The sequence below is a fragment of the Luteimonas sp. A611 genome (genome assembly GCF_054072715.1).
Genome location: NZ_JBSVRP010000001.1, coordinates 1027828 through 1051165, shown reverse-complemented (window position 1 = coordinate 1051165; position 23338 = coordinate 1027828). Strand labels below are relative to the sequence as shown.

20 protein-coding genes and 5 tRNA genes are annotated in these 23338 nt (G+C 69.0%); 9 read left to right on the top strand and 16 right to left on the bottom strand.

All coding sequences use genetic code 11. The features are described from left to right. Window positions 1-62: 62 nt before the first annotated feature. From clpP to ACW5EG_RS04710, 7 genes are all read right to left on the bottom strand, one after another. Window positions 63-689: an ATP-dependent Clp endopeptidase proteolytic subunit ClpP gene (gene clpP / locus ACW5EG_RS04740; protein WP_457017597.1), complete on the bottom strand. Its 627-nt coding sequence runs from the start codon at window positions 687-689 to the stop codon at window positions 63-65. Between the two features lie 81 nt (window positions 690-770). Next, complete coding sequence (tig, locus tag ACW5EG_RS04735; protein WP_457017596.1) at window positions 771-2075, bottom strand: trigger factor; 1305 nt, start codon at window positions 2073-2075, stop codon at window positions 771-773. 404 nt (window positions 2076-2479) lie between these two features. Continuing rightward, window positions 2480-2564 (bottom strand) — tRNA-Leu (locus tag ACW5EG_RS04730). A 123-nt stretch (window positions 2565-2687) separates the two neighbouring features. After that, window positions 2688-2763 (bottom strand) — tRNA-Lys (locus ACW5EG_RS04725). Between the two features lie 66 nt (window positions 2764-2829). Beyond that, a tRNA-His gene (locus tag ACW5EG_RS04720) sits at window positions 2830-2906 on the bottom strand. Window positions 2907-3046: 140 nt separating this feature from the next. After that, window positions 3047-3123: transfer RNA gene (locus ACW5EG_RS04715), tRNA-Arg, on the bottom strand. A 34-nt stretch (window positions 3124-3157) separates the two neighbouring features. Continuing rightward, window positions 3158-3234: transfer RNA gene (locus ACW5EG_RS04710), tRNA-Pro, on the bottom strand. Window positions 3235-3407: 173 nt separating this feature from the next. On the opposite strand from ACW5EG_RS04710, the gene ACW5EG_RS04705 reads away from it, so the two are divergent. Beyond that, a complete protein-coding gene (locus tag ACW5EG_RS04705) occupies window positions 3408-4169 on the top strand; it encodes a Bax inhibitor-1/YccA family protein (protein ID WP_457020957.1) in 762 nt (253 codons plus the stop codon). A gap of 59 nt (window positions 4170-4228) precedes the next feature. Here ACW5EG_RS04705 and ACW5EG_RS04700 read toward each other — a convergent pair whose 3' ends face one another. From ACW5EG_RS04700 to grxC, 4 genes are all read right to left on the bottom strand, one after another. Next, window positions 4229-5569, bottom strand: a complete 1341-nt coding sequence (locus tag ACW5EG_RS04700; RefSeq protein ID WP_457017594.1) for a Na+/H+ antiporter NhaC family protein — start codon at window positions 5567-5569, stop codon at window positions 4229-4231. Between the two features lie 383 nt (window positions 5570-5952). Continuing rightward, window positions 5953-6960, bottom strand: coding sequence for an isocitrate dehydrogenase (locus tag ACW5EG_RS04695; protein WP_457017593.1), 1008 nt, complete (start codon window positions 6958-6960; stop codon window positions 5953-5955). A gap of 131 nt (window positions 6961-7091) precedes the next feature. Further along, window positions 7092-7481 (bottom strand): carboxymuconolactone decarboxylase family protein, encoded by a 390-nt coding sequence (locus ACW5EG_RS04690; RefSeq protein WP_457017592.1) that lies wholly within the window; start codon window positions 7479-7481, stop codon window positions 7092-7094. A gap of 105 nt (window positions 7482-7586) precedes the next feature. Beyond that, entirely contained in the window at window positions 7587-7871 is a 285-nt protein-coding gene (gene grxC, locus ACW5EG_RS04685) for a glutaredoxin 3 (RefSeq protein ID WP_457020956.1), read from the bottom strand. A gap of 174 nt (window positions 7872-8045) precedes the next feature. Here grxC and ACW5EG_RS04680 point away from each other — a divergent pair, with 174 nt between their 5' ends. From ACW5EG_RS04680 to ACW5EG_RS04650, 7 genes are all read left to right on the top strand, one after another. Beyond that, complete coding sequence (locus tag ACW5EG_RS04680; protein ID WP_457017590.1) at window positions 8046-9707, top strand: M48 family metalloprotease; 1662 nt, start codon at window positions 8046-8048, stop codon at window positions 9705-9707. A gap of 88 nt (window positions 9708-9795) precedes the next feature. After that, on the top strand, window positions 9796-10485 hold the full coding sequence (phoB, locus tag ACW5EG_RS04675; RefSeq protein ID WP_457017589.1) for a phosphate regulon transcriptional regulator PhoB: 690 nt from the start codon (window positions 9796-9798) through the stop codon (window positions 10483-10485). A gap of 131 nt (window positions 10486-10616) precedes the next feature. Beyond that, window positions 10617-11942, top strand: coding sequence for a phosphate regulon sensor histidine kinase PhoR (gene phoR, locus ACW5EG_RS04670; RefSeq protein ID WP_457020955.1), 1326 nt, complete (start codon window positions 10617-10619; stop codon window positions 11940-11942). A 77-nt stretch (window positions 11943-12019) separates the two neighbouring features. Then, complete coding sequence (ppk1, locus tag ACW5EG_RS04665) at window positions 12020-14083, top strand: polyphosphate kinase 1 (protein WP_457018406.1); 2064 nt, start codon at window positions 12020-12022, stop codon at window positions 14081-14083. Next, window positions 14083-15618: an exopolyphosphatase gene (gene ppx, locus ACW5EG_RS04660; protein ID WP_457017587.1), complete on the top strand. Its 1536-nt coding sequence runs from the start codon at window positions 14083-14085 to the stop codon at window positions 15616-15618. The genes ppk1 and ppx overlap by 1 nt, the downstream gene beginning before the upstream one ends. Before the next feature lie 135 nt (window positions 15619-15753). Beyond that, on the top strand, window positions 15754-16902 hold the full coding sequence (locus tag ACW5EG_RS04655; RefSeq protein ID WP_457017586.1) for a glycosyltransferase family 4 protein: 1149 nt from the start codon (window positions 15754-15756) through the stop codon (window positions 16900-16902). Further along, window positions 16880-17419, top strand: a complete 540-nt coding sequence (locus ACW5EG_RS04650) for a phosphatase PAP2 family protein (RefSeq protein WP_457017585.1) — start codon at window positions 16880-16882, stop codon at window positions 17417-17419. Before ACW5EG_RS04655 ends, ACW5EG_RS04650 begins: the two co-directional genes overlap by 23 nt. 35 nt (window positions 17420-17454) lie before the next feature. On the opposite strand, the gene ACW5EG_RS04645 is transcribed toward ACW5EG_RS04650, so the two are convergent. From ACW5EG_RS04645 to creB, 5 genes are all read right to left on the bottom strand, one after another. Continuing rightward, window positions 17455-18339 (bottom strand): carbon-nitrogen hydrolase family protein, encoded by an 885-nt coding sequence (locus tag ACW5EG_RS04645; protein WP_457017584.1) that lies wholly within the window; start codon window positions 18337-18339, stop codon window positions 17455-17457. Further along, window positions 18336-18677 (bottom strand): hypothetical protein, encoded by a 342-nt coding sequence (locus ACW5EG_RS04640; RefSeq protein ID WP_457020954.1) that lies wholly within the window; start codon window positions 18675-18677, stop codon window positions 18336-18338. The genes ACW5EG_RS04645 and ACW5EG_RS04640 overlap by 4 nt, the downstream gene beginning before the upstream one ends. A gap of 22 nt (window positions 18678-18699) precedes the next feature. Continuing rightward, entirely contained in the window at window positions 18700-20058 is a 1359-nt protein-coding gene (creD, locus tag ACW5EG_RS04635; RefSeq protein WP_457020953.1) for a cell envelope integrity protein CreD, read from the bottom strand. Between the two features lie 134 nt (window positions 20059-20192). Continuing rightward, window positions 20193-21626, bottom strand: a complete 1434-nt coding sequence (creC, locus tag ACW5EG_RS04630) for a two-component system sensor histidine kinase CreC (RefSeq protein ID WP_457020952.1) — start codon at window positions 21624-21626, stop codon at window positions 20193-20195. Between the two features lie 6 nt (window positions 21627-21632). Beyond that, the gene (gene creB / locus ACW5EG_RS04625; RefSeq protein ID WP_457020951.1) at window positions 21633-22316 is read right to left on the bottom strand and encodes a two-component system response regulator CreB; all 684 of its coding nucleotides are present in this window, start codon (window positions 22314-22316) and stop codon (window positions 21633-21635) included. Window positions 22317-22474: 158 nt separating this feature from the next. Between creB and ACW5EG_RS04620 the strand changes: the two genes are divergently transcribed. Next, window positions 22475-23332, top strand: coding sequence for a 23S rRNA (adenine(2030)-N(6))-methyltransferase RlmJ (locus ACW5EG_RS04620; protein WP_457017579.1), 858 nt, complete (start codon window positions 22475-22477; stop codon window positions 23330-23332). Window positions 23333-23338: the final 6 nt, after the last annotated feature.

Sequence of the window (23338 nt, the reverse complement as noted above, 5' to 3'; positions counted from 1 at the left end):
ACAGCGCCCGGGGGCGCAAAGATCGCGCCACCGGAACACCGTTTTCGTTTTCAATCAATTACTTAAGCGGGCTGGATCGACTCTTCCGGACGCCGCTCCAGGACCTCGTCGACAATGCCGTATTCCCGGGCCGCCTCGGCGCTCTTGAAGTTGTCACGTTCGGTGTCGCTGGCGATGGTTTCGATCGACTGGCCGGTGTGTCGAGCCAGGATCTCGTTCAGGCGCTGCTTCAGGGACAGGATCTCGCGGGCATGGATGTCGATGTCCGTCGCCTGGCCCTGGAACCCGCCCAGCGGCTGGTGGATCATCACCCGCGAATTGGGCAGCGAGTAGCGCTTGCCGGCCGCGCCCGAGGCGAGCAGAAGCGCGCCCATGCTGGCCGCCTGGCCCACGCAGATGGTGCTCACGTCGGGCTTGATGAACTGCATGGTGTCGTAGATCGCCATGCCGGCGGTGACGATGCCGCCGGGCGAATTGATGTAGAGGCTGATGTCCTTCTCGGGGTTTTCGGCCTCGAGGAACAGCATCTGCGCCACGATCACGTTCGCCACGTGGTCATCGATGCCGCCGACCAGGAAGATCACCCGCTCCTTCAGCAGCCGCGAGTAGATGTCGTAGGCGCGCTCGCCGCGGCTGGTCTGTTCGACCACCATCGGAACGAGGTTGAGGGCCCTGGTCTCGTAGCTCATGGATCGATTCTCGCTTGCGGGTCGTGGGCTGGCGGACGGGCCGGCCCGGGGTTGACGCTGCGCCGGCCGGGTGGACCCGGCTTACGGCGTGATGGCTTCCTGGAACGTGAGTTGCTGCTCGGTGTGCTGGGCGCGCTCGGCAATCCAGTCGATCACCTGCTCTTCCATCACGCGGTTCTGCAGTCCCGACATCAACTGGGGGTCGTTGCGGTACAAGTCAATGACCTGCTGCGGCTCCTCGTAGGTCGAGGCGATCAGGCGCAGGTGCTCGTTCAGCCGCTTGGGATCCAGGCGCAGCTGGTTGCGGCGGGCGACCTCACCCACCAGCAGACCGACCAGCACGCGCTTGCGCGCCGCGTCCGTGAAGCCCTGATGGGCGTCGTTCGGAACCGCACCCGGGTCACGGCCGCTGCGGCGCACCTGCTCGACCTGCTGGGCCAGCATCGAACGCGCCTCGGTCTCGACCAGCCGCGGCGGCAGTTCGACCTGCGAATACGCTGCCACCAGCTGCTCCCCGACCTCGCGGCGCAGGCGGTTCATCAGCGCGCCCTTGAGCTCGCGCTCCAGGTTGGTGCGGATATCGCCGCGGAACTGCTCGAGCCCGCCGGTCTTGACGCCGAAGCTCTTGATGAAGGTCGCATCGACCTCGGGCAGCTGCTGCTCCGAAACCTGCACGGCCTTCAGGTGCACCTGTGCGGTCTTTCCAGCCAGCGCGGGCACGCGCCAATCGGCCGGGAAGCTCACCTCGACCGTCTTCTCTTCGCCGGCGGCCATGCCCGCCAGTGCGTCCTCGATGTCCTTGAACATGCCGCCGGAGCCGATCACGGTCGTGCCGCGCTCGACGCCCTCGGCCGGGAAGCGCTCATCACCCACCTGCGACCACGTCTCGAGCTCGACTGCGTCGCCGGCCTGTGCCGGGCGCGTCACCACGCTCCAGCTGCGGCGCTGCTGCTGGAGGTTATCGATCATGCGGTCGATGTCCTCCTCGGTCACGTCCGCGGCGTGGCGCACGACGCTCAGCTTCGACACGTCGATGTCGCCGAAGTCCGGCACCACCTCGAAGGTGGCCACGTATGCCAGCTCGCCCTCGGCGGTGTCCTGGCTGGGCTCGATCTTCGGCTGGCCGGCCAGGCGCAGTTCGTTCTCACGCACGGCCTCGTCGAAGCCCTCGCGCAGCAGCCCGTCGAGGATCTCGGCGCGGACCTGCTCGCCGTAGCGCTGCTGGATCACCTTCGCGGGCACCTTGCCCGGACGGAAGCCCTTGAGCCTGGCGGTGCGCGCGATCTCGCGCAGGCGCCCACCCACCTGGGTCTCGAGCCGTTCCGACGGCAGGCGGAACGTGAGGCGGCGCTCGAGGCTGCCCAGGGTTTCGACCGAGACTTGCATTGACTCACTCCTGCCGCGCGGCCAGTGCCGCCGCTGTTTGGATCGGATAGGGGGCCGGGAGGCGCCGTGGCCTGCCGCAGCAGGCCGGCGACGGCCGGCGGAACGGGATATTTTGGCGGAATTGGGGGTTGGCCGCCAGAGTGTTGGTGAATCGTGGCGGCGGGGTGCGGCGGTGGGGAGAAATCCGGGCGGTCGGCGGCGGTTCTGGGCCGACTCTATTCAGCTTGGCGCACAGCGGTGGGTTTGGAGATTTCCGCCCTGCGTTCCGACGCGTGCGGGGACGAACATGTTGCGGGCACAGGACGGGAAGCGGGCTATTGCGAGGAGGCCTTTTTTGCGACTGCGGGTCCTGCCCTCGCCAGCGCTCGCGAGTCGACGTGGCGACGGACCGTTCTGAGGAGGGCTGGTGCGAAAGGGGGGACTCGAACCCCCACGCCTTGCGGCACTGGAACCTAAATCCAGGGCGTCTACCAATTCCGCCACTTTCGCGCTGGGCGCATCTTAAGGCCACGCGGCGCCAATCCGTCCGCGCCCGACAGCCAAATGCCCGGGCAATGCTTCATCTCCGCCCAGAAACGAAAACGCCCGGCCGAAGCCGGGCGATCCGTCGAATGGTGGGCCGTCAAGGATTCGAACCTTGGACCTATTGATTAAGAGTCAACTGCTCTACCAACTGAGCTAACGGCCCGAAAGCGGGCGCGCAGTGTAGCAAAAGCGCGCCGTGTGCGGCAAAGAACTGCCGCAGTCAAACAAATGGGGTGGCTGAGGGGACTCGAACCCCCGACATCTGGAATCACAATCCAGGACTCTAACCAACTGAGCTACAGCCACCACTGGAACCTGCACAGGATACCCGAGCACGGCCCGGATTCCCCGTCGCGATGCGGATCAGGACACCGCGAACGCTGTCCTGGTCGCACAACGCATGTCTTCGATCGGCTTCCCCACCAGCACCCGACCCCTGCCCGGTGTGGCGCGCCCGGCAGGACTCGAACCTGCAACCACCGGCTTAGAAGGCCGGTGCTCTATCCGGTTGAGCTACGGGCGCGTGTGCGCATGATAGCTGTCCCGGACGGGACGGATGGTCGGGGTAGAGGGATTCGAACCCCCGACATCCTGCTCCCAAAGCAGGCGCGCTACCAGACTGCGCTATACCCCGGCCGGTGACGGGCGGTCGAACCGATCCCCACCGGGCACGCCCGGCGGAGCCGGACATTCTCCGCAGCGCGCCGCGTAGTGTCAACGCGCCGGCTGCGGCACGGCTTCGTACAGCGGCCGCCCATGCGGGCCGTGTATCCTGAACGCCGGCTCCATACAGCGGACAGGACCTCCATGCGCAGCGGCAACCCGGTACTGAAAGAATCGACCTTCCTCGACCTCGGCAGCGGCGCGGTGGTCTCGCGCGATGGCGATGCGATGAGCATCAACGGCACCGTCAACAAGACCGGTTTCCTGCTGCTGTTGACCGTGCTGACCGCCGCGTTCGCCTGGAACCAGGCGCTCGGGCCCGACGGCACGCCGGCGCCCGGCTTCGGCGTCTATGTCTGGGGCGGCGCGATCGGCGGGTTTGTGATCGCCATCGTCACCGCGTTCAAGAAGGAGTGGTCGCCGGTCACCGCGCCGCTGTATGCGCTGCTGGAGGGTTTCTTCCTCGGCGCGATCTCGGCGCTGTACAACCACTTGTACGAAGGCATCGTCATGCAGGCGGTGATGCTGACCTTCGGCACGCTGTTCGCCCTGCTGTTCGCCTACCGCAGCGGCCTGATCCGGGCCACCGAGAACTTCAAGCTGGGCGTGGTCGCGGCCACCGGCGGCATCGCCCTGGTCTACCTGGCGACGATCGCGCTGCGGATGTTCGGCAAGGACATCCCGATGATCCATGAGAACGGCATCGTCGGGATCGGCTTCAGCCTGTTCGTGATCGTGATCGCGGCCATGAACCTGGTGCTGGACTTCGACTTCATCGAGAGCGGCGTCGAGCAGGGCGCGCCCAAGTACATGGAGTGGTACGGCGCGTTTGGCCTGATAGTCACCCTGGTGTGGCTGTACATCGAGTTCCTGCGACTGCTGGCCAAGCTGCAGTCGCGCGACTGACACGGCAGCAGCGATCGAAACAGGCGCCTGCGGGCGCCTTTTTCGTGCCTGGCGCCTGCCTACGGGGTCGGTGGCGCGCTGTCCGCAGCCTGCGCGGGTGCGGAATCGGCACGCTGCGGCCAGGCCATGAACCCGATCGCCACCAGCGCCAGCAGCCAGCAGTACCAGACGCTGCCGGCCAGGGCGAATGGCGACACCGCCGCCAGCGATGCGGCCAGCAGCAGCTGCGCGCCATAGGGCAGCAGCCCCTGCGGCACGCAGGCGAAGATGTCGAGCACGCTGGCGGCGCGGCGCGGGCTGATGCCGTGCTGCTGCGCGATGTCGCGCGCGACGCTGCCGCCGACCAGGATCGCGACCGTGTTGTTGGCGGTGAACACGTCCGCCGTCGTCGCCAGCGCGGCGATGCTGAACTCGCCGGTGCGCCGGCCGCGATGGCCTCGCGCAAACCGCGAGATGACCTGGGCCAGCCAGGCCAGGCCGCCGCTCGCCTTCATCAGCCCGGCCAGTCCGCCGATCAGCAGCGACAGCAGCAGGATCTCGACCATGCCCTCGAACCCGGTCCAGATGTCGCCGGCGTATTGCTGCAGGTCGTAGCCCTCGACCAGCAGCAGGCCAAAGCCACCTGCCAGCGCAAGCCCCAGGCCCAGCACGAGCAACACGTCCAGCCCCGCCAACGCCAGCACCAGCACCACCAGGTAGGGCAGCGCCAGCCAGGCGGGCGCCGAGACCTCGGCCTGCACCGGCGCGGAGTCACCGGCAAAGCCCAGCAGCAGCATCGTCAGCAGCGCGGCCGGGAGCGCGATCTTGAAGTTCTCGCGGAACTTGTCGCGCATCTGCGCGCCCTGGGTGCGGGTGGCGGCGATGGTGGTGTCGGAAATCACCGACAGGTTGTCGCCGAACATCGCGCCGCCGACCACCGCGCCGGCCACCAGCACGCGGTCCAGCCCCGACGCATCGGCCACGCCGATCGCGATCGGAACGACCGCAGCAATGGTCCCCATCGAGGTGCCGATGGCCAGCGACACCGCGCAGGCGATCAGGAACAGCCCCGGCAGCAGCAGCGCCGGATGCAGCGCGCCGATGCCCAGCGACACCACCGCATCGACCGCGCCGATCGCCTTGGACACGTAGGCGAAGGCGCCGGCCAGCAGGAAGATCAGGCACATCAGCACGATGTTCGGGTCGCCCATGCCCTGCAGCAGGGTCTCTCCAGGGCGGATCCCGCGCCGCCATGCAATCCAGGCGGCCAGCGCCAGCGCCGGCAGGATCGCCACCGGCGCGCGCAGCTGGTAGAAGCCCATCGGCTCGCCCTGCATCGAGTAGTACACGCCCGCGCCGAAGAAGATGGCGACGAACAGCAGCAGCGGAGTCAGCGCAAGCGCACTGGGGCGGGTGGTCATCGTGGAGCGCCGGCGGAAAACGTCGATTGTGCGGCTTTTCCCCTAAGTCCGTTAAGCGTCGGCACCGCACACCATGTCAGGCAGCGCCTTGTATTCGGGGATTCGTGTTGTGCTTCTCTCGGCACGATCTGACGGATCACGTCGGGTACGGGCGCCGCAGCCACGAAATTCAAGCCTCGATGCCGCAGCGACCCGGGCAGAGGTGGCGCAAGCGGCACAGGGATGTGCCGCGGTCGCGAGTGCGGACAGGGACGTCTGCCCGAGCGGTGCGTCACCTCTGCCCGGGGCGCTGCGGCCCATCCGAAGCCGACGCTTCGAGGTTCCAGGACAAACGAAAACGGGACGCCGAGGCGTCCCGTTTTCCGTACCGCAGGCCGCCGCGATCAGATCCGCGTAGCGATCGCCTTGGCGAACGACATGGTGTTGCCGCTGCCGCCCAGGTCCGGGGTCAGGCTGTCCTTGGCCTCGAGCGTGGCCACCACGGCGTTGCGCAGGCGGGTGGCGTCATCCGGCTTGCCCAGATGGTCGAGCATCTGCCCCGCGCCCAACAGCAGCGCGCAGGGATTGGCCTTGCCCTGGCCGGCGATGTCCGGCGCGGTGCCGTGCACGGCCTCGAAGATCGCCGCGTCCTTGCCGATGTTCGCGCCCGGGCACAGGCCCAGGCCGCCGACCAGGCCGGCGCACAGGTCGGAGATGATGTCGCCGAACAGGTTGGTGGTGACGATGATGTCGAACTGCTCCGGCCGCATCACCAGCTGCATGCAGGTGTTGTCGACGATCATCTCGTTGCATTCAATCTGCGGGTACTGCGCCGCCACCTCGCGCGCCACCTTCAGGAACAGGCCCGACGTGCTCTTGAGGATGTTGGCCTTGTGCACCACGGTGATCTTCTTGCGGCCCGTGTTCTGCGCCAGCTCGAAGGCATAGCGGACGATGCGCTCGGAGCCCTTGCGGGTGATCTTCTGCATCAGGGTCGCCGTCTCGCCGTCCTCGGTGATCGACTGGCCTTCGCCGATGTAGGCGCCTTCGGTGTTCTCGCGCACCGTGATCACGTCCACGCCGCTGGGGAAGCGCGACTTGGTGTTCGGGAACGACTTGGCCGGACGCACGTTGGCGTACAGGTCGAAGCGCTTGCGCAGCTCGACGTTGATCGAGCTGAAGCCCTCGCCCACCGGCGTGGTCAGCGGGCTCTTGAGCGCGATCTTGTTGCGGCGGATCGAATCCATGGTCGCCTGCGGCAGCAACTCGCCGTGCTTCTCCAGCGCGACCAGGCCGGCGTCGGCCTCCTCGTAGCGCAGGCCGACGTCCATCGCGTCAAGCACGTGCAGGGTGGCGTCCATGATCTCCGGGCCGATGCCGTCGCCGCGGATGACCGTGATTGTCTGGGTCATGTGGGGGATATCCATGCGAAAGACGCCGCGCGGAAGGCGCGGCGTGGAAATTGGTTCAATATGAAATTATGCCCGAAAGCCGGGCTTAGCCCCAAGCCGACCATAGTCGCGCCCGCAGGCAGCGGGCGCTTTCAGGCCTGCGAATGATCGTGCGCGGCCGGTGCGTCAGCCCCGCCCTGCTCGAGCCTGTCGAGGAAATCCACCGCCCGGCGCAGGTGCGGGATGACGATGCTGCCGCCCACCACCAGGCCGACCGAAAACGTCTCGAACAGCTCTTCGCGGCTGGCACCCGCCTCGTGGCACTGGGCCACGTGGTAGCTGATGCAGTCGTCGCAGCGCAGGACCAGGGAGGCGACCAGCCCCAGCAGTTCCTTGGTCTTCACGTCGAGCGCCCCGGCCTGGTAGGTCTGGGTGTCGAGCGCGAAAAAGCGCCGCACGACCTGATTGGGCTCGGCGAGGATGCGCTCGTTCATGCGTTTGCGGAATGCGGTGAACTCCTCGCCGCGGTCTGCTTCGCTCATGTGCCCTGCCTTGATTGTTTCGGAAAATCGCCGGGAGCCAGACGGCCGGGGCTCACCGCCCTCGCGGTTCGAACGGCCGCGTCCCACTGGGAAAGTCGCCTGGCCTCAGCCGCCGAGCAGCGGCTCGAGCTTGCCTTGGCGATGCAGCGCCATCATGTCGTCGTAGCCGCCCACGTGCACGTCGCCGACGAAGATCTGCGGCACCGAGGTGCGGCGCGTGCGCGCGACCATGCGTTCGCGCTCGACCGGATCCAGGTCGATGCGCACCTCGTCCCACTGCAGGCCACGGCTGCGCAGGAAGTTTTTGGCGGCCACGCAGTACCCACAGATCGCGCTGGTGTAGATGATGATCGGCGGCTGCGCGTGCGCTGGAGTGGGTTCATCGGCCATGAGGGAACCTTGTATCGCGGGAATGGGTCGAATGGTGGGTCCGCAGGCCGTGCTTTTCCACCGTCGCAGGCGGAACGCTGCAAACGATTAACATCGGATTCACTCCCCCGCAGGGGCGCCCCGGCATGCTTGACGCGTGCGCAGCCGCCTCGACCCAGCCACCCCCGGAGCCACATGCGCCCTTGCCTCGCCCGCTTCTGCACGCTGCTGACCACCGCCCTGCTGGTACTGGTGGGCGCGGCCGGCGCGCATGCGCAGGAAAACCGCCTGCCGGACATCGGCTCGTCCGCCGGCAGCCTGCTCGGCCCGGTGCAGCAGGCCGAATATGGCCGGATGATGCTGGCCCAGCTGCGCCACTACGGCTACATCCTCGAGGATCCCCTGACCGAAGCCTGGCTGCAGTCCACCGGCAACCGGCTGGCCGCGGTCAGCGACGACCCCGAGCAGCGCTTCACCTTCTTCATGATGAAGGACCGCAGCATCAATGCCTTCGCCACGCTGGGTGGTTATATCGGCATGAACGCGGGGCTGGTGTTGGCCGCCGAACAGGAGGACGAAGTGGCCGCAGTGCTCGGCCACGAGATCGCCCACGTCACCCAGGCGCACGTATTGCGCAGCGTGGAGCGCGCCCAGCGCGACAGCATTCCGATCCTGCTGGCGATGCTGGGCGCGATCGCGATCGCGCAGTCGGCCGGCGGCAACTCCTCGGACGACGCGGCGATGGCGGCGATCGCCAGCGCGCAGGGCTTCGCCGCGCAGCGCCAGATCAACTACACCCGCTCCAACGAGTCCGAGGCCGACCGCATCGGCATCCGCACCCTCGCCCGCGGTGGTTACGAGCCCGAAGCGATGGCCAGCATGTTCGAGCGCATGCAGGCGGTGTCGCGCACCAACCAGGGCGGCGAGCGCGAGCGGCTGCCCGACTACCTCAAGACCCACCCGGTCACCACCACCCGCATCAGCGAGGCCAAGGATCGCGCCGAGCGGCTGGCCGGCAACATCGTGACCGGGTCGGTCTCGACGCCAGATGCCACGCGCACGCAGCGCGTGCGGATCGACGGCGTGAGCGTGCCCGACAGCCTGCGCGTCAGCGACAACCCGCTGCTGCCCTCGACCCTTAGCATGGCCGTTGGCCTGGACGCCGGCGAGAGCCGTGAATTCGGCTGGGCGCGCGAGCGCCTGCGCGTGCTCAGCGCCAACACCGCCGAGGCCGCGGTGCGCGAATACGACGGCATCGCGCGCGCCGCTCCGCTCGACGACGCGCAGCGCTATGGGTTGTCTGTCGCACACCTGCGCGCCGGGCGCGGCGACCAGGCCGCGACCGGCTTCGCCGAACTGCTGGAGCGCTATCCAGGCGACCTGTGGATCACGCTCGGCCTGGCCGAGGCCGACGCCCATGCCGGTCGCGCCGCGGCCGCCGACCGCCGCTTCGAGACGCTGCTCGAACGCATGCCGCGCAACCCGGCGGTGGCGCTGTCCTACGCCGACGTGCTGGTGGCGCGCAACACGGCCGAGGCGGGGCGTCGCGCGCAAGCGGTGCTGCGGCCGCTGACCAACTCCAGCGGCGACGACCCGGCCTTCCAGCGCACCTTCGCCCGCGCCAGCGAGATCGCCGGCGACCCGGTCCGCGCGGGTGAAGCATGGGCCGAAGCTGCCTTCCTCAGCGGTCGCGAGGAGCAGGCCCTGGTCCAGCTGGACACGCTCAAGAAGCGCGAGGACCTGGACTACTACGCGCGGGCGCGGATCGACGCGCGCATTGCCCACATCACGCCGGTGGTGCTCGAACTGCGCCGCCAGGGCATCCGCGATCCGGACCTCAACAACCGCCGCCGCTGAACCGCGGGCGAGCCGGTGTCATGGTTATGTCACAAAACTGTCGTCTAATGCCTGCATCGGCCGTTGTGGCTCGCTTGCAGGACTGGACGTGCAGAAACGCATCCTGATCGTCGACGATGAACCCGCGATCCGCGAGATGGTCGCCTTTGCCCTGCGCAAGGGCGATTTCGAACCGGCCCATGCCGGCGACGCGCGCGAGGCGCAGGCGGCCATTGCCGACAAGGTGCCCGACCTGATCCTGCTCGACTGGATGCTGCCCGGCACCAGCGGCCTGGAGCTGGCGCGGCGCTGGCGCAAGGACACGCTGACCCGCGAGGTGCCGATCATCATGCTCACCGCGCGCGGCGAGGAGAACGACCGTGTCGGCGGGCTTGAGGCCGGCGTCGACGACTACGTGGTCAAGCCGTTCTCGGCGCGCGAACTGCTGGCGCGGATCCGTGCGGTGATGCGCCGCTCCCGCGACGACGACGAGGACGGCAGCGTCAGCATCGGCGGCCTGCGCATCGACGGCGCCGCGCACCGCGTGTACGCCAATGATGCGCCGGTGAGCATCGGCCCGACCGAATACCGCCTGCTGCACTTCTTCATGACCCATCCCGAGCGCGTCTACGGCCGCTCGCAGTTGCTGGACCACGTCTGGGGCGGCAGCGTCTACGTCGAGGAACGGACCGTTGATGTGCATATCCGGCGACTGCGCAAGACGCTGGAACCCTCCGGACTCGACGGCATGGTGCAGACCGTGCGCGGCGCGGGGTACCGGTTCTCGGCGTCGGTATAAGCACTCGCGCCCAGCCCGCGCGCAGCGGGTGATCCAGCCGGGCCCACCCGGCGTGCCGGCGGGCTGATCCCCCGGCTACGCTGGGGATGACAGACTTCCAGCCCCACCATTCCCGACGGCCGCCTTCCCCCATGCCCCCCAACGCCCGTTCCGCGTGGATCCGCACACTTGGCCAGCTTGGCCTGGTGCTGGTGGCTGCGCTGCTGGCGGGGTTGGCGCTTGGACAGGTCGGCCTGGCGCTGGCGATCGCGGCGCTGGGCGTGGTGGCCTGGCATTACTGGCGGCTGCGGCGGCTGCTGGTCCGGCTCGGGTCGCGGCAGCGCCAGCCCGAAGCCCGCGGCGAAGGGGTCTGGAACGAACTCGAGCGCCAGTTGCGCGCGAACCAGGAGGGCATGCGCGCGCGCAAGCGTCGCCTGGTCGCGATGTTGCGCGCCTACCGCGCGATCGCCGCGGCGCTGCCCGATGCGGTGATCGTGGTCGAGCGCAACAGCCAGCGCGTGCAATGGTTCAACGAAGCGGCCACGCGCCTGCTCGGGCTGCGCCATCCGGTCGACATCGGCCAGCCGCTGGGCGAACGCCTGCGGGCGCTGCGGATCTCGCACTGGCTCGCGTCCGGGCGCAATGCCGAGCCGCTGCTCGACGTGCCCTCGCCCGCTGCGTCCGATACCCGCCTGACCCTGCGACTGATCCCCTATTCGGACGAGCTGTGGCTGGTGATTGCGCGCGACGTGACCAAGATGATGCGGCTGGAGCAGATGCGCCGCGACTTCGTGGCCAACGTCTCGCACGAGTTGCGCACGCCGCTGACCGTGGTGCACGGCTACCTGGACATGCTCGACCCGGAGGAGCATCCGGACTGGGCGCCGATGCTTGACGAAATGCGGCAGCAGTCGCAGCGCATGACCCAGCTGGTGGAAGACCTGCTCACCCTGTCCCGGCTCGAAGCCCAGGACGGCATCGAGAGCGAACCGGTAGCGATGGGCTCGATGCTCTCCACGCTGCGCCGCGAGGCCATGGCCCTCAGCCACGGACAGCACCAGGTGAGCATCGACGACAGCGCGGGGGTCGACCTGGACGGTTCCACCCGCGAGCTGCACAGCGCGTTCTCCAACCTGGTGAGCAATGCCGTGCGCTATACCCCGGCGGGCGGGACCATCGCCATCGGTTTCGAGCGCGACCGCGGCGGCGCGGTGCTGTCGGTGCGCGACAGCGGCTACGGAATCCCGGCCGCGCATCTGCCGCGCCTGACCGAGCGCTTCTACCGGGTGTCGACCAGCCGATCGCGCGAATCCGGCGGCACCGGCCTGGGCCTGGCCATCGTCAAGCACATACTGAACCTGCACCAGGCACGGCTGGAGATCACCAGCGAGGTCGGGCGCGGCAGCGTGTTTTCCTGTCACTTCGGCCCCGAGCGCGTGCTGGCGCGCGACGGCGCCCATTCCGGAGTAGCCCCGTGACCCGATCAGGCCAGGCGGCCCAGCCGCGCAAGCCACGCAAAAGTCCTTCCAAGCCGGTCGCGTCTCCTCCAGGCGAGCTGGCCGGAGCCGATCCACTGCGCGATCCTTCGCTGTACTTCAACCGCGAGCTGTCGCAGCTGGATTTCAATTTCCGGGTGCTGGCGCAGGCCCTGGACGAATCGGTTCCTTTGCTGGAGCGGTTGCGCTACCTGTGCATTTCCTGCACCAACCTCGACGAGTTCTTCGAGATCCGCGCTGCCACCGTGCGCCATGCGCAGGACTTCGGCACGGTGCCCACGCCCCCCGACGGCCTGGCACCTGCGACGGTGCTCAAGCGCATCCACGATCGCGCGGCCGAGTTGGTCGATGCGCAGTACAGGTGCTGGAACGAGGTGCTGCGTCCGGCGCTCGCCGACAGCGGCGTGCGCGTGCTCGGGCGCGGACACTGGAGTGCACGCCAGACCCGCTGGCTGCGCGCCTACTTCCGCGACGAGATCATGCCGGTGCTGTCGCCGCTGGGGCTGGATCCGGCGCATCCGTTCCCGAAGATCCTCAACAAGTCGCTCAACCTGGTGGTCGTGCTCAAGGGCAAGGACGCGTACGGCCGTGTCGGCAACCTCGCCATCGTGCGCGCGCCGCGCTCGCTGCCGCGGATCATCCAGCTGCCCGAGAAGGTCTCCGGCGAGAACGACTTCGTGTTCCTGTCGGCGGTGCTGTCGGAGTTCGTGCACGAGCTGTTCCCGGGCATGGAGGTCAAGGGCGCCTACCAGTTCCGCGTCACCCGCAACTCGGAGCTGATTGTCGACGAGGACGAGGTCGATGACCTGGCCCTGGCGCTGCGCGACGAACTGGTGGGTCGCGGCTACCTGCGCGCGATGCGACTGGAGATCGCGGCCAACTGCCCGCAGCCGATCGTGCGCACCCTGCTGCGGAACTTCGATCTTCCCGAGAACGCGGTGTACCGGATCGACGGGCCGGTCAACCTCAACCGCGTGATCCAGGTGTACGACCTGGTGCAGCGCCCCGACCTGAAGTTCACGCCGTTCCAGCCGCGCGCACTTCGGCACAGCGACGCGATATTCGACCTGGTCGCCGGCGGCGACGTACTGCTGCACCATCCCTTCGACGCCTTCTCTCCTGTGCTGGAGCTGATCAAGCAGGCGGCCGAAGACCCGAACGTGCTGGCGATCAAGCAGACGCTGTACCGCACAGGCGCCGACTCGCCCATCGTCGAGCACTTGGTCCAGGCCGCACGCAACGGCAAGGACGTCACCGTGGTGGTCGAGTTGCGCGCGCGCTTCGACGAAGAGGCCAACCTCGGCCTGGCGGATCGACTGCAGGAGGCAGGCGTGCAGGTGGTGTACGGCGTGGTCGGCTTCAAGACCCACGCCAAGATGCTGCTGGTCGTGCGTCGCGAAGGCCGCAAACTGCGCCGCTACATGCACCTGGGGACCGGCAACTACCACTCGGGCACGGCGCGCGTGTACACCGACATCGGGCTGATCACCGCCGATGCCGACATCGGCAATGACGTGCACCAGATCTTCCAGCAGCTGTCGGGACTGGCGCCTGCGATCAGCCTCAAACGCATGCTGCAATCGCCGTTCACCCTGCACCCGGGGATACTCGACCGCATCGAGCGCGAGATCGCGCATGCGCAGGCGGGACGTCCGGGCCGGATCATCGCCAAGATGAATGCGCTCAACGAACCGCAGGTGATGCGCGCGCTGTACGCCGCATCGCAGGCGGGCGTGTCGATCGACCTGATCGTGCGCAGTGCCTGTTCCCTGCGCCCCGGCGTGCCGGGGGTGTCCGAGAACATCCGCGTGCGCTCGATCGTGGGGCGCTTCCTCGAGCACCATCGCGTGTACTGGTTCGGAAACGACGGCGAGCCGGACCTGCTGTGCTCCAGCGCCGATTGGCTGGAGCGCAACCTGCTGCGACGCGTGGAGACCTGCTTCCCGATCCTCGATCCGGCGCTCGCCGCGCGGGTCAAGGAGGAGGTTCTCGACAACTACCTGGCCGACAACCTCAACGCATGGGAATTGCACGAGGACGGCGTTTACCGCAAGCTTGCGCCCGACGACGACGCCCTGCCCCACTCGGCGCAGACTTTCCTGCTGGACAGACTCTGCGGATGATGGATGCGCTTGCCCGTGCCGGTTCATTGACATCGCCATTGCGCGATGGCGACGTGCTGGCCGCGATCGACCTGGGCTCCAACAGCTTCCACATGGTCGTCGCGACGTTCACGCTGGGCCAGCTGCGCATCGTCGACCGTCTTCGCGAAACCGTGCGCCTGGCCGAAGGCCTGGACGGCAAGGGCGGGCTGTCGGCCGAGGTGCGCCAACGCGCGCTTGCCTGCCTGGCGCGGTTCGGGCAGCGCATCCGCGACATCCCGCCGCAGCGGGTGCGCGCGCTGGCGACCAACACCGTGCGCCTGCTCGCGTCGCCGCAATCGTTCCTGGTGCCAGCGGAAACGGCGCTGGGCCACAGTATCGAAGTCATCTCCGGTCGCGAGGAGGCCCGCCTGATCTACCTGGGCGTCGCGCACGCACAGCGGCCCCGGCCCGGCAGCCTGCGCCTGGTGATCGACATCGGCGGCGGCTCGACCGAGTGCATCATCGGCCGCGGATTCCAGGCCGTCGAACGCGAGAGCCTCCAGGTCGGCTGCATCGCCACCACACGCCGCTTCTTCGGCAACGGCAAGCTGTCGAAGAACAGGTGGCGCGAGGCGGTGATCGAGGTCGGCTCGGAGTTCCAGCAGTTCGCCAATGCCTACCGCGCGCTGGGCTGGAACGAGGCGATCGGCGCATCGGGCACCAACAAGGCGATCGGCGACATCTGCGCGGCGATGAAGCTCACCAAGGGCGCGGTCACCGCCGAAGCGCTGCCGCAGGTGCGCGACCGTCTGCTGCAGGCCGACCATATCGACCGGATCAAGCTGCCCGGCCTGTCCGCGGACCGGCGCCCGATCATCACCGGCGGGATCCTGGTGCTGGAGGCCGCTTTCGCGGCCCTTGGCCTGACGCGCATGGCGGTGAGCAAGGCGGCGATGCGCGAGGGCGTGCTGTACGACATGCTCGGCCGCGGCAGCGAACACGATCCGCGCGAGGCATCGATCCTCGCCCTGACCCACCGCTACGGCATCGACGTGGCCCAGGCCGCGCGCGTGGAAACCACAGCGATCCGCCTGTTCGAACAGGCTGCGCCCGCCTGGAATCTCGATCCCGACGACCTGCTGATGCTGGCCTGGGCGGCGCGACTGCACGAGGTGGGCCTGGTCATCGCGCACAGCCAGTACCAGGTGCACGGCGCCTACATGATCGAACACTCCGACATCGCCGGCTTCTCGCGCCAGGAGCAGCAGTTCCTCGCCGCGCTCGTGCGCACGCACCGGCGCCGCGTTCCGAAATCCGCCTTTGACCCGCTGCCCGACCGCCTGCTCGACGCCGCGCGCCGCACTGCGGCCCTGCTGCGCATCGCCGCGCTGCTGCACCGCGGCCGCGACGCAGACGAGATCCCGCGGCTGGACCTGGACGTGGCGGGAGCGCATCTCACGCTGCGCATGGACCGCCGCTGGCTGGAGATGCGCCCGCTCCTGCGCGCCGACCTGGAGGGTGAGCCGGCGGACATCGCGCCGCTGGGGATCGAGCTCGAGATCGCGGCGGAATAGCCCGCTGCTCCCGATCCCGCGAGGCGGTATCCGTCACGCGTCCCCTTGCCCCGCCGGCACCGTCACCGCACGGTCATCCGCACGCCATCCGGGCTTCATGCGGGCACGGCAGCATGGGCCAAACGCGGAGGCCGCATGCATTACGCCATCGTCACCGAAACGTACCCGCCCGAGGTCAACGGCGTGGCGCTGACCGTGCAGTCGCTGGAAAACGGGCTGCGCGCACGCGGGCACCGGGTTTCGCTGGTACGTCCGCGCCAGCAAGGCGCCAGCCCCGCGCCGCCCGACCATACCCTCGTGCCCGGCTTCGGGCTGCCGCGCTACCCGGGCCTGCGTGCCGGCCTGCCGGCGGCGAGCCTGCTGGGCCGGATCTGGCGCCGCGCCACGCCGGACGCGATCTACATCGCCACCGAAGGTCCGCTCGGCTGGTCGGCCCTGCGCGCGGCAGGACGTCTTGGCATCCCGGTCGCGACCGGCTTCCACACCCGCTTTGACGAATACATGCGCGACTATCGGATGCCGTGGCTGCAGCCGGTGGCGCTGGGCTGGATGCGCCGCTTCCACAATCGCGCCGATGCCACCCTGGTACCGACGCACGAACTCGAGGTGGCGCTGCGCGGCAGCGGCTTCCGGCACGTGCGCCTGCTGTCGCGCGCGGTGGACACGCAGCTGTTCGATCCCGCAAAGCGCAGCGAGGCCGTGCGCGCCGGGTTCGGCGTGGCTCCCGACGCGCCGCTGCTGATCCACGTTGGCAGGCTTGCCGCGGAGAAGAACCTGCCGCTGGCGCTGCGTGCGTTGCGCATGCTGCAGGCGCGGCGACCCGACGCACGCATGGTCTGGGTTGGGGATGGTCCCCTGCGCGAGCGGCTGCAGCGCGAGAACCCGGACTGCATCTTCACCGGCGTGCTGCGTGGCGAGGAGCTGGCGCGGCTGTTCGCCAGCGCCGACCTGTTCGTGTTCCCGAGCCGCAGCGAGACCTTCGGCAATGTCACCCTTGAATCGATGGCCAGCGGCGTACCGGTGGTCGCCTACGACTATGGCGCGGCGCGCGAGCACCTGTGCGACGGCGTACACGGCGCAGCAATCACCTCCGGCGATGAACAGGCATTCCTCGCAGCGGTGCTGCGCCTGGGCACTGACACGGACACCCTGCATTCCATGGGCCGCGCCGCGCGCGCCGCCATGCTGGGGCTGTCGCCACGGCAGGTGGCGGCCGACTTCGATGCCGTGCTGGCTGGGCTTTGCAACCGGGAGAACGCACATGTCGGCAGCGCCGCAGCCTAACTGGTGGTCGCAAAGCGATTCGGGCTGGTGCCTGCGCGCCAACCGCGCCGGCGCCAGGCGCGACATCCGCTTCTGTTTCGCCGTGATCAGCCGGCTCGGCGACGGCGTGTTCTGGTACCTGCTGATGGCCGGGATGATCGTGGCCGATGGTCTGGACGGACTGGCCGCCAGCGCCCATCTGGCGGCGACCGGCGCCGTCGCGCTGAGCCTGTACAAGACGCTCAAGCGCTGGACCAGGCGCCCGCGTCCGTTTGCCGCCGACGGCCGCATCCACGCCTGGGTCGCGCCGCTCGACGAATTCAGCTTTCCGTCCGGCCACACCCTGCACGCGGTGGCGTTCACCGTCGTGGCCCTGGCCTACTACCCCGCGCTGGCATGGCTGCTGGTGCCCTTCACCGTGGGCGTGGGCGCGTCGCGCGTCGTGCTGGGGCTGCACTATCCCAGCGACGTCATGGCGGCCACCGCCATCGGTGGCGCGCTGGCCGCGCTGTCGCTGTGGCTCGGGTCGATGATCTAGCAGCGGCATCACCAAGCGGCGACGCCTGACGCACCCTATGTCGGGTCTTCGACCCGCGCCGTGGTGAGTGCAGGCAGGGACTGCCCGCGCCAGTCGCGGTCGTTGGCCACCTGCGCGTGGTCGCGCGATGCCTCCAGCGCGGCGAGGTCGATATCGGAGATCGCCCATTGCCCACCGTCACGGGTGCTCGCCAGCACGCCGTCGGCGGGAAACCCTGCGTCCATCGGTGCGTAGATCGCGGCCTCGCCCGTGTTCACGTCCAGCGCCGGATGCCACGGCGCGTCGCCGGCGGTGACCGCGTGCGCGACGAAGCAGCGGTTCTCCAGCGCGCGCGCCAGGCCGCCCACGCGCACCCGCGTCGCGCCTGCTGCGGTATCGGTGCAGCTGGGCACCAGCAGCAGTCGCGCGCCGGCTTCGTACTGCGCGCGCACCGGAAGTGGGAATTCGATGTCGTAGCAGACAGCCAGGCCCAGCCTCGCACCACCCGCGTCGAAGACCTTGAGCGCATCACCGCCGTCAATCAGGCCGGTGGACTTTTCGAAGCCGGTCAGCTGCAGCTTGTCCTGCCACGCGTGGCCGCCGCCGGGCAGGAACAGATCGGCGCGGTTGCGGTAGCGGCCGTTGCCAAGGTCGAGCAGGAAGGTGCCCGCGGCGATGATCATGCCGGTGTCGCGCGCGATGGCCGCGAACAGCGCCAACCATGCTTCGCGATAGCGCTGGATCGCCGCCAGCGATGCGCGCAACTCGCCCGCCACGTCGGCGGCCAGGGTCGAGGCCAGCTCCAGCGACAGGTACTCCGGCAGCACCGCGATATCCGCGCCCTGCACGGCGACGCCCTCGAGCAGGCGCCGCTGGCGCTCGGCAAACGCGTCGAAGCTTGGCGGCGCCTGGATCGCATACTTCGCGGCTGCGACCTTCATGCCGCCTGCTCCAGCGGACGCAGCCAGAAGCGCAGCGCGTGCGAGCACTCGCCGACACCGGCTTCCGCCCAGTCGAGCTGCATCCCGAGCTCCGGCCTGCGCGTGTAGCCGCGGGCCGTCCACAGCACCTCATGGCCGCGGTGGCCCTCCGGGCGGCGCGGATCCTGTGGCTCGCGCTCGACCGCGGCGAAGGCCGTCCATCCGAAGCCGCCGAGTCGGCGCGCATGCGCCTCGCGATGGTCGAAGACTGCGATGCGCAGCGCGGCGACATCGTCCAGATGCCGCCGCGCGTCGCTGCCGGTCAGGCTGCGGATGGTGATGGAAGACGCCTCGTGCATCCGCGGATTCTAGCGCTGCACCTCAACCCGGTGTCGTCGTGCGCGAGGACAGCTGGTACCAGTCCACCTTGCGCGTGGCCACCATGATCGCGGCCAGGATCAGGAACAGCAGCCCAGCGCCCAGCACCAGCGCGTTGTCCTCCGACACCAGCAGGCCATAGAGCGCGGCGTACAGCGCCGCAAGCATCGCCGCAAAACCCAGCCCGCGCGCGGTGCTGCGCAGCACGGCGGCCAGGTAGAACGCGATCAGCCCGATGCAGGCGACGGTTGCGCACAGGTAGGCCAGGCCGAAGGCCACGTGCTCGCTCAGGCTCACCAGCAGCAGGAAGAAGAGCGCGATCGCCAGGCCGACCAGCGCGTACTGGATCGGATGGATCGGCAGCCGCTTGAGCAGCTCGAACATGAAGAAGCCGACGAAGGTCAGCAACACGAACAGCAGCCCGTACTTGGTCGCGCGCTCGGCCTGCAGGTAGGGGTTGACCGGGTCGACCAGCGATACGCTGACGCCATCGGGCTGGGGCGACCACGGCAGGTCGGCCGCGGCTTCGCGGAATCGCTCCGGAACCGTGAGCGCGGGATCCTGCAGGTAGCGGCGCTGCGCGTTGCTCGCCACCGATGCCACCTGCCAGCGCGCGCGGAAGCCGCTGTCGTCGATATCGTGCTGCGGCGAGACGCCTTCGAACTTGGGATGCCGCCACGACGAGGCCAGGCGCAGGTCGTTGCTGCGGCCGTAGGGCATCATCGCGAAGGTCTCGGTGCCGCGCAGCTGCAGTTCGATGCGCGTGTCCAGCACGATGCGGCCGTCGTCGCCGGGCGCCTCCAGGCGTACGTGCAGGCCGGGACCGTCGCCGTGGCCGATGCCCTGCAGCGGCGTCATCGCGCGGCCACCGACCTGCAGCTGCGGCGTGCCGCGCAGGCCGCGCACGTCGGCGATGCCGTAGCTCAGCCAGGGGCGGCCAACCTCGCGGCTCGTGGCGGCGCTCTCGGGCGGCGGCAGCCGCACGTCGAACCTGGCCAGCGCCACGCCGTCCCACTGGTAGACCCGCACCTCGTGCAGCCCGCGCCGCCGCGTGTCCGGCTGCAGCGTGCCGCCGATGGAGAGCGATTCGGGAAAGAACGTCCAGCTACCGGGCTTGCGCTGGACAACCCTGCGCACGTCGCCTTCGCCGTGGACGACATCCTCCTCGACCGTGTCGACATAGGGCACCAACAGTACCGGCCCGCCAAACACCTGGCGTCCACCGAAGTTGGCGGCGATGTCGCGCACCACTTCGTGCCGGTAGGCCTGTCGCTCCTGGATCGTGCCGCGGATCAGCATCAGCGGTACCAGGATTGCCAGGGTCATGCCCGCCACCATCAAGATCTTCAGCCACAGTCGCATTGCACCACCTCCTCGAAGGAACAGGGCGCCACGATGCGCGCGACGTGCGGGGAGAGGATGGCGGGACGGTGAAGCGGGAGTGAAGTGGTGATCTTGCTGCGGGCGGACGAAAGACGGCGACTGCCGACGCGGAATCAACCTCCGGCGAGGGGCAGGCTCACGCTGGCGATCGCGCCGCCTTCGGGGTGGTTGCGCAGGTCCGCCTCGCCGCCGTGGAGCGCGGCGACTTCGCGCACGAAGCCCAACCCGAGGCCGCTGCTGCGCGCACCGGTGCCGGGACGCGGCAGCGAATAGAACCGCTCGAACACGCGGCCGGCCGCGTAGTCGGGTATGCCACCACCCTGGTCGGCCACCTCGATATGCAGGCGTGCGCCGTCCACGCGGGCGGAGAGCGTCACCACCCCGCCACGCGGCGAAAAGTCGATGGCGTTGTCGAGCAGGTTGCCCAGCATCTGGCGCAGCAGAAAGCGATCACCGTGCAGCGGCGGCAGCGCCTCGTCGTCACCTGTCTCGATGCGGACGCCAGCCTCGCCGGCGCGCATGGCGGCGTCGGCGGCGACTTCGGCCAGCAGCGCAGGCAGGCCCACTGCTTCGGGCGCATCGATCCGCTGCCGGTGCTCGACGGCCGCCAGGGCCAGCAGCATGTCGATGGTCCGGGTCATGCGCTCGCCCTGTTCCCGGATCGTGCCGGCGAAATGGACGCGGTCGGCCTCGGGCAGGGGGCGTTCGAGCAGTTCGGCCGCACCGCGGATCGCGGTCAGCGGCGATTTCAGCTCGTGGGTGAGGCTGTGCACGTAGTTTTCCACGTATTGCTTGCCCTCGAGCCGGTCGCGCATGGTTTCCAGCGCCAGGCCGAGGTCGCGGAATTCACCGGCCGAGCGCGGCAGCGTGGCGCGCTCGCCCTCGGTCACCGCGCGCGCGTAGCGCTGCAGGCCGCCAAGCTGGCGCGACAGCCACCAGGCCATGAACAGGCCGATGGTCAGCGCCACGCCCAGCAGCACCAGGCCCCAGCGCCGCACGATGCGCTCGCTGCGCTGGATGAAGGGCTCGATCGTCTGATTCGGCTTGGACACCGTGAGCACGCCGAGCACGCGCCCACCGTCGCGGATCGGCGCGGCCACATACATCACCGAGGAGGACTCATCGTCCGGATCGCTGCGCGTGGAGCGCGCGCCGTACTGGCCGCGCAGCGTGCGGTGGACATCGTTCCAGTGCGAGTTGTCGCGGCCCAGGTCGCGCCCGGCCGAATCGAACACGACGATGCCGGCCGCATCGGTGACGGTGATGCGGTAGCTCACGCCGGCCTTGTCGAAGTCCCAGATCTTCGCGCCCAGTTCGCGCTCACGCAGCCGGGCGATGCGCGCGGCGAAGTGGCCGTCGGCGATGCGCCCGGCGAGCATGTCGTCGGTGGCCAACTCGGCCAGCACGTTGGCGGTGTCGGCCAGCGTGTCCTCCATCGCCTGCCGCACGCCCGGCTTGACCTCCTGCACGAACACGCGCATCAGCAGGAATCCGGCAACCGCGACGATCACGAAATAGCCGAGCAGGATGCGCAGGCCGATCTTCACGGCGGCTCAGCCGGCGTCGATCGAATAGCCGAGGCCGCGATGCGTGCGGATCGGCTCGGCATCGGGCGCGACCGCGTGCAGCTTGGCGCGCAGCGTCTTGACGTGGGTATCGATGGTGCGGTCCCCGGTGTCCAGCGCATCGCCCCATACCCGGTCCATCAGCTGCGCCCGGCCCAGCACCGCGCCGGGGCGCGCCAGCAGCGCAGCCAGCAGGCCGTACTCGTAGCGGGTCAGCTCCAGCAGGCGGCCGCGGTAGCGGACGCGCATGCCCTCGGCATCGTGTTCGAAGGCCGTCATCGCCGGCTGCGCGACGGCCTCGGCCGCCGTGGGCTGCGCGCGTCGCAGCACCGCGCGCACGCGCGCCACCAGCTCGCGCGGCGAAAACGGCTTGGAGACGTAATCGTCGGCACCCAGCTCGAAGCCCAGGATGCGATCCGCCTCCTCCTGTCGCGCGGTCAGGAAGATCACCGGCAGGTCCCTTTGCTCGCGCAGCCTGCGACAGAGCGCAAAACCGCCCAGGTCGGGCAGACCGACGTCGAGGATGGCCAAGTCGAACGCCTGCTCCGCCGCGACTGCCAGCGCATCGCCCGCGGTGAGGCAGTGCCTGGCCTGGTAGCCGTCCTCGCGCAGCGCGTACAGCACCGTGCCGGCGATGGCGGCTTCGTCTTCGACCAGGAGGATGGAAGGCATGGGCGGAATCGGGAAGCGGAATCGAAAGGAAGCGTAGCGAGTTGTCATCCCGAGCGCAGCGAGGGATGTGTTTCTGATCCGGGTAAAGCAGATCCCTCGCTGCGCTCGGGATGACAAACCGTTAGGCTCCTTCGACCCCCGACCCCCAGCCCAGCCCCATGAACTACCGCCACGCCTTCCACGCCGGCAACCACGCCGATGTCCTCAAGCACACCGTGCTGCTGGCCCTGTGCGAAGCGCTGGTGACCAAGCCCAGCGCCTGCTTCGCGCTGGATACGCACGCCGGGCGCGGCCTGTACCAGCTCGATGGCGAGCATGCGCGGCGTACCTGGGAAGCAACCGATGGCGTCGGCGCCCTGCTGGAGCGGGGTGACGATCCCGTGCTCGCACCGTATCGCGCCGCCATCGATGCCTGCCGCACGCAGCACGGCCCGAGCGCGTATCCGGGTTCACCATGGCTGCTGGCCCGCGCGCTGCGCGAGTATGACCGGATCGCGTGCTGTGAACTGCAGCCGGGCGAAGCCGCAGCATTGAAGGAGTGTTTCGCCGGCGACCCGCGCGTGGGTGTGCACCAGCGCGACGGTTATGCCGCCATCGAGGCGCTGCTGCCGCCCAAATCCGGAACCCCCCGCATCGGCCGCGGCCTGGTGCTGATCGATCCTCCGTACGAGGCGCAGCGCGCGGAATTCGACGCCATCCTGTCGTCGCTGCGCGCGGGCCTGCTGCGCTGGCCGCAGGGCATGTTCATGCTGTGGTACCCGATCAAGCAGCGCGCGACCCTGCAGCCGTTCCTGCGCAAGGCCGCGCACCTGCCGGCGAAGTCGGTAGTGATCGCGGAGCTGATGGTGCGCCCCGAGGAATCAGCGCTGCGCATGAACGGCAGCGGCCTGCTGCTGTGCAACCCGCCCTGGCAGTTCGAGCAGACCCTGCAGCGGCTGCTGCCAGCGCTGCAGGCCGCGCTGGCGCCTGCAGGCGGCGCCCACAGGCTGCAGTGGCTGCGCCAGGACGAGAGCTGAGCGCCC

What these genes read in the sequence shown, in the direction of transcription:
- ACW5EG_RS04695 (WP_457017593.1), bottom strand. Translation starts at nt 6,960, where the DNA reads ATGACCCAGACAATCACGGTCATCCGCGGCGACGGCATCGGCCCGGAG.
- creD (WP_457020953.1), bottom strand. Translation starts at nt 20,058, where the DNA reads ATGCGACTGTGGCTGAAGATCTTGATGGTGGCGGGCATGACCCTGGCA.
- clpP (WP_457017597.1), bottom strand. Translation starts at nt 689, where the DNA reads ATGAGCTACGAGACCAGGGCCCTCAACCTCGTTCCGATGGTGGTCGAA.
- ACW5EG_RS04645 (WP_457017584.1), bottom strand. Translation starts at nt 18,339, where the DNA reads ATGAAGGTCGCAGCCGCGAAGTATGCGATCCAGGCGCCGCCAAGCTTC.
- ACW5EG_RS04690 (WP_457017592.1), bottom strand. Translation starts at nt 7,481, where the DNA reads ATGAGCGAAGCAGACCGCGGCGAGGAGTTCACCGCATTCCGCAAACGC.
- ACW5EG_RS04680 (WP_457017590.1), top strand. Translation starts at nt 8,046, where the DNA reads ATGCGCCCTTGCCTCGCCCGCTTCTGCACGCTGCTGACCACCGCCCTG.
- ACW5EG_RS04655 (WP_457017586.1), top strand. Translation starts at nt 15,754, where the DNA reads ATGCATTACGCCATCGTCACCGAAACGTACCCGCCCGAGGTCAACGGC.
- creB (WP_457020951.1), bottom strand. Translation starts at nt 22,316, where the DNA reads ATGCCTTCCATCCTCCTGGTCGAAGACGAAGCCGCCATCGCCGGCACG.
- ACW5EG_RS04640 (WP_457020954.1), bottom strand. Translation starts at nt 18,677, where the DNA reads ATGCACGAGGCGTCTTCCATCACCATCCGCAGCCTGACCGGCAGCGAC.
- ppx (WP_457017587.1), top strand. Translation starts at nt 14,083, where the DNA reads ATGGATGCGCTTGCCCGTGCCGGTTCATTGACATCGCCATTGCGCGAT.
- ACW5EG_RS04705 (WP_457020957.1), top strand. Translation starts at nt 3,408, where the DNA reads ATGCGCAGCGGCAACCCGGTACTGAAAGAATCGACCTTCCTCGACCTC.
- phoR (WP_457020955.1), top strand. Translation starts at nt 10,617, where the DNA reads ATGCCCCCCAACGCCCGTTCCGCGTGGATCCGCACACTTGGCCAGCTT.
- ACW5EG_RS04650 (WP_457017585.1), top strand. Translation starts at nt 16,880, where the DNA reads ATGTCGGCAGCGCCGCAGCCTAACTGGTGGTCGCAAAGCGATTCGGGC.
- ACW5EG_RS04620 (WP_457017579.1), top strand. Translation starts at nt 22,475, where the DNA reads ATGAACTACCGCCACGCCTTCCACGCCGGCAACCACGCCGATGTCCTC.
- ACW5EG_RS04700 (WP_457017594.1), bottom strand. Translation starts at nt 5,569, where the DNA reads ATGACCACCCGCCCCAGTGCGCTTGCGCTGACTCCGCTGCTGCTGTTC.
- grxC (WP_457020956.1), bottom strand. Translation starts at nt 7,871, where the DNA reads ATGGCCGATGAACCCACTCCAGCGCACGCGCAGCCGCCGATCATCATC.
- tig (WP_457017596.1), bottom strand. Translation starts at nt 2,075, where the DNA reads ATGCAAGTCTCGGTCGAAACCCTGGGCAGCCTCGAGCGCCGCCTCACG.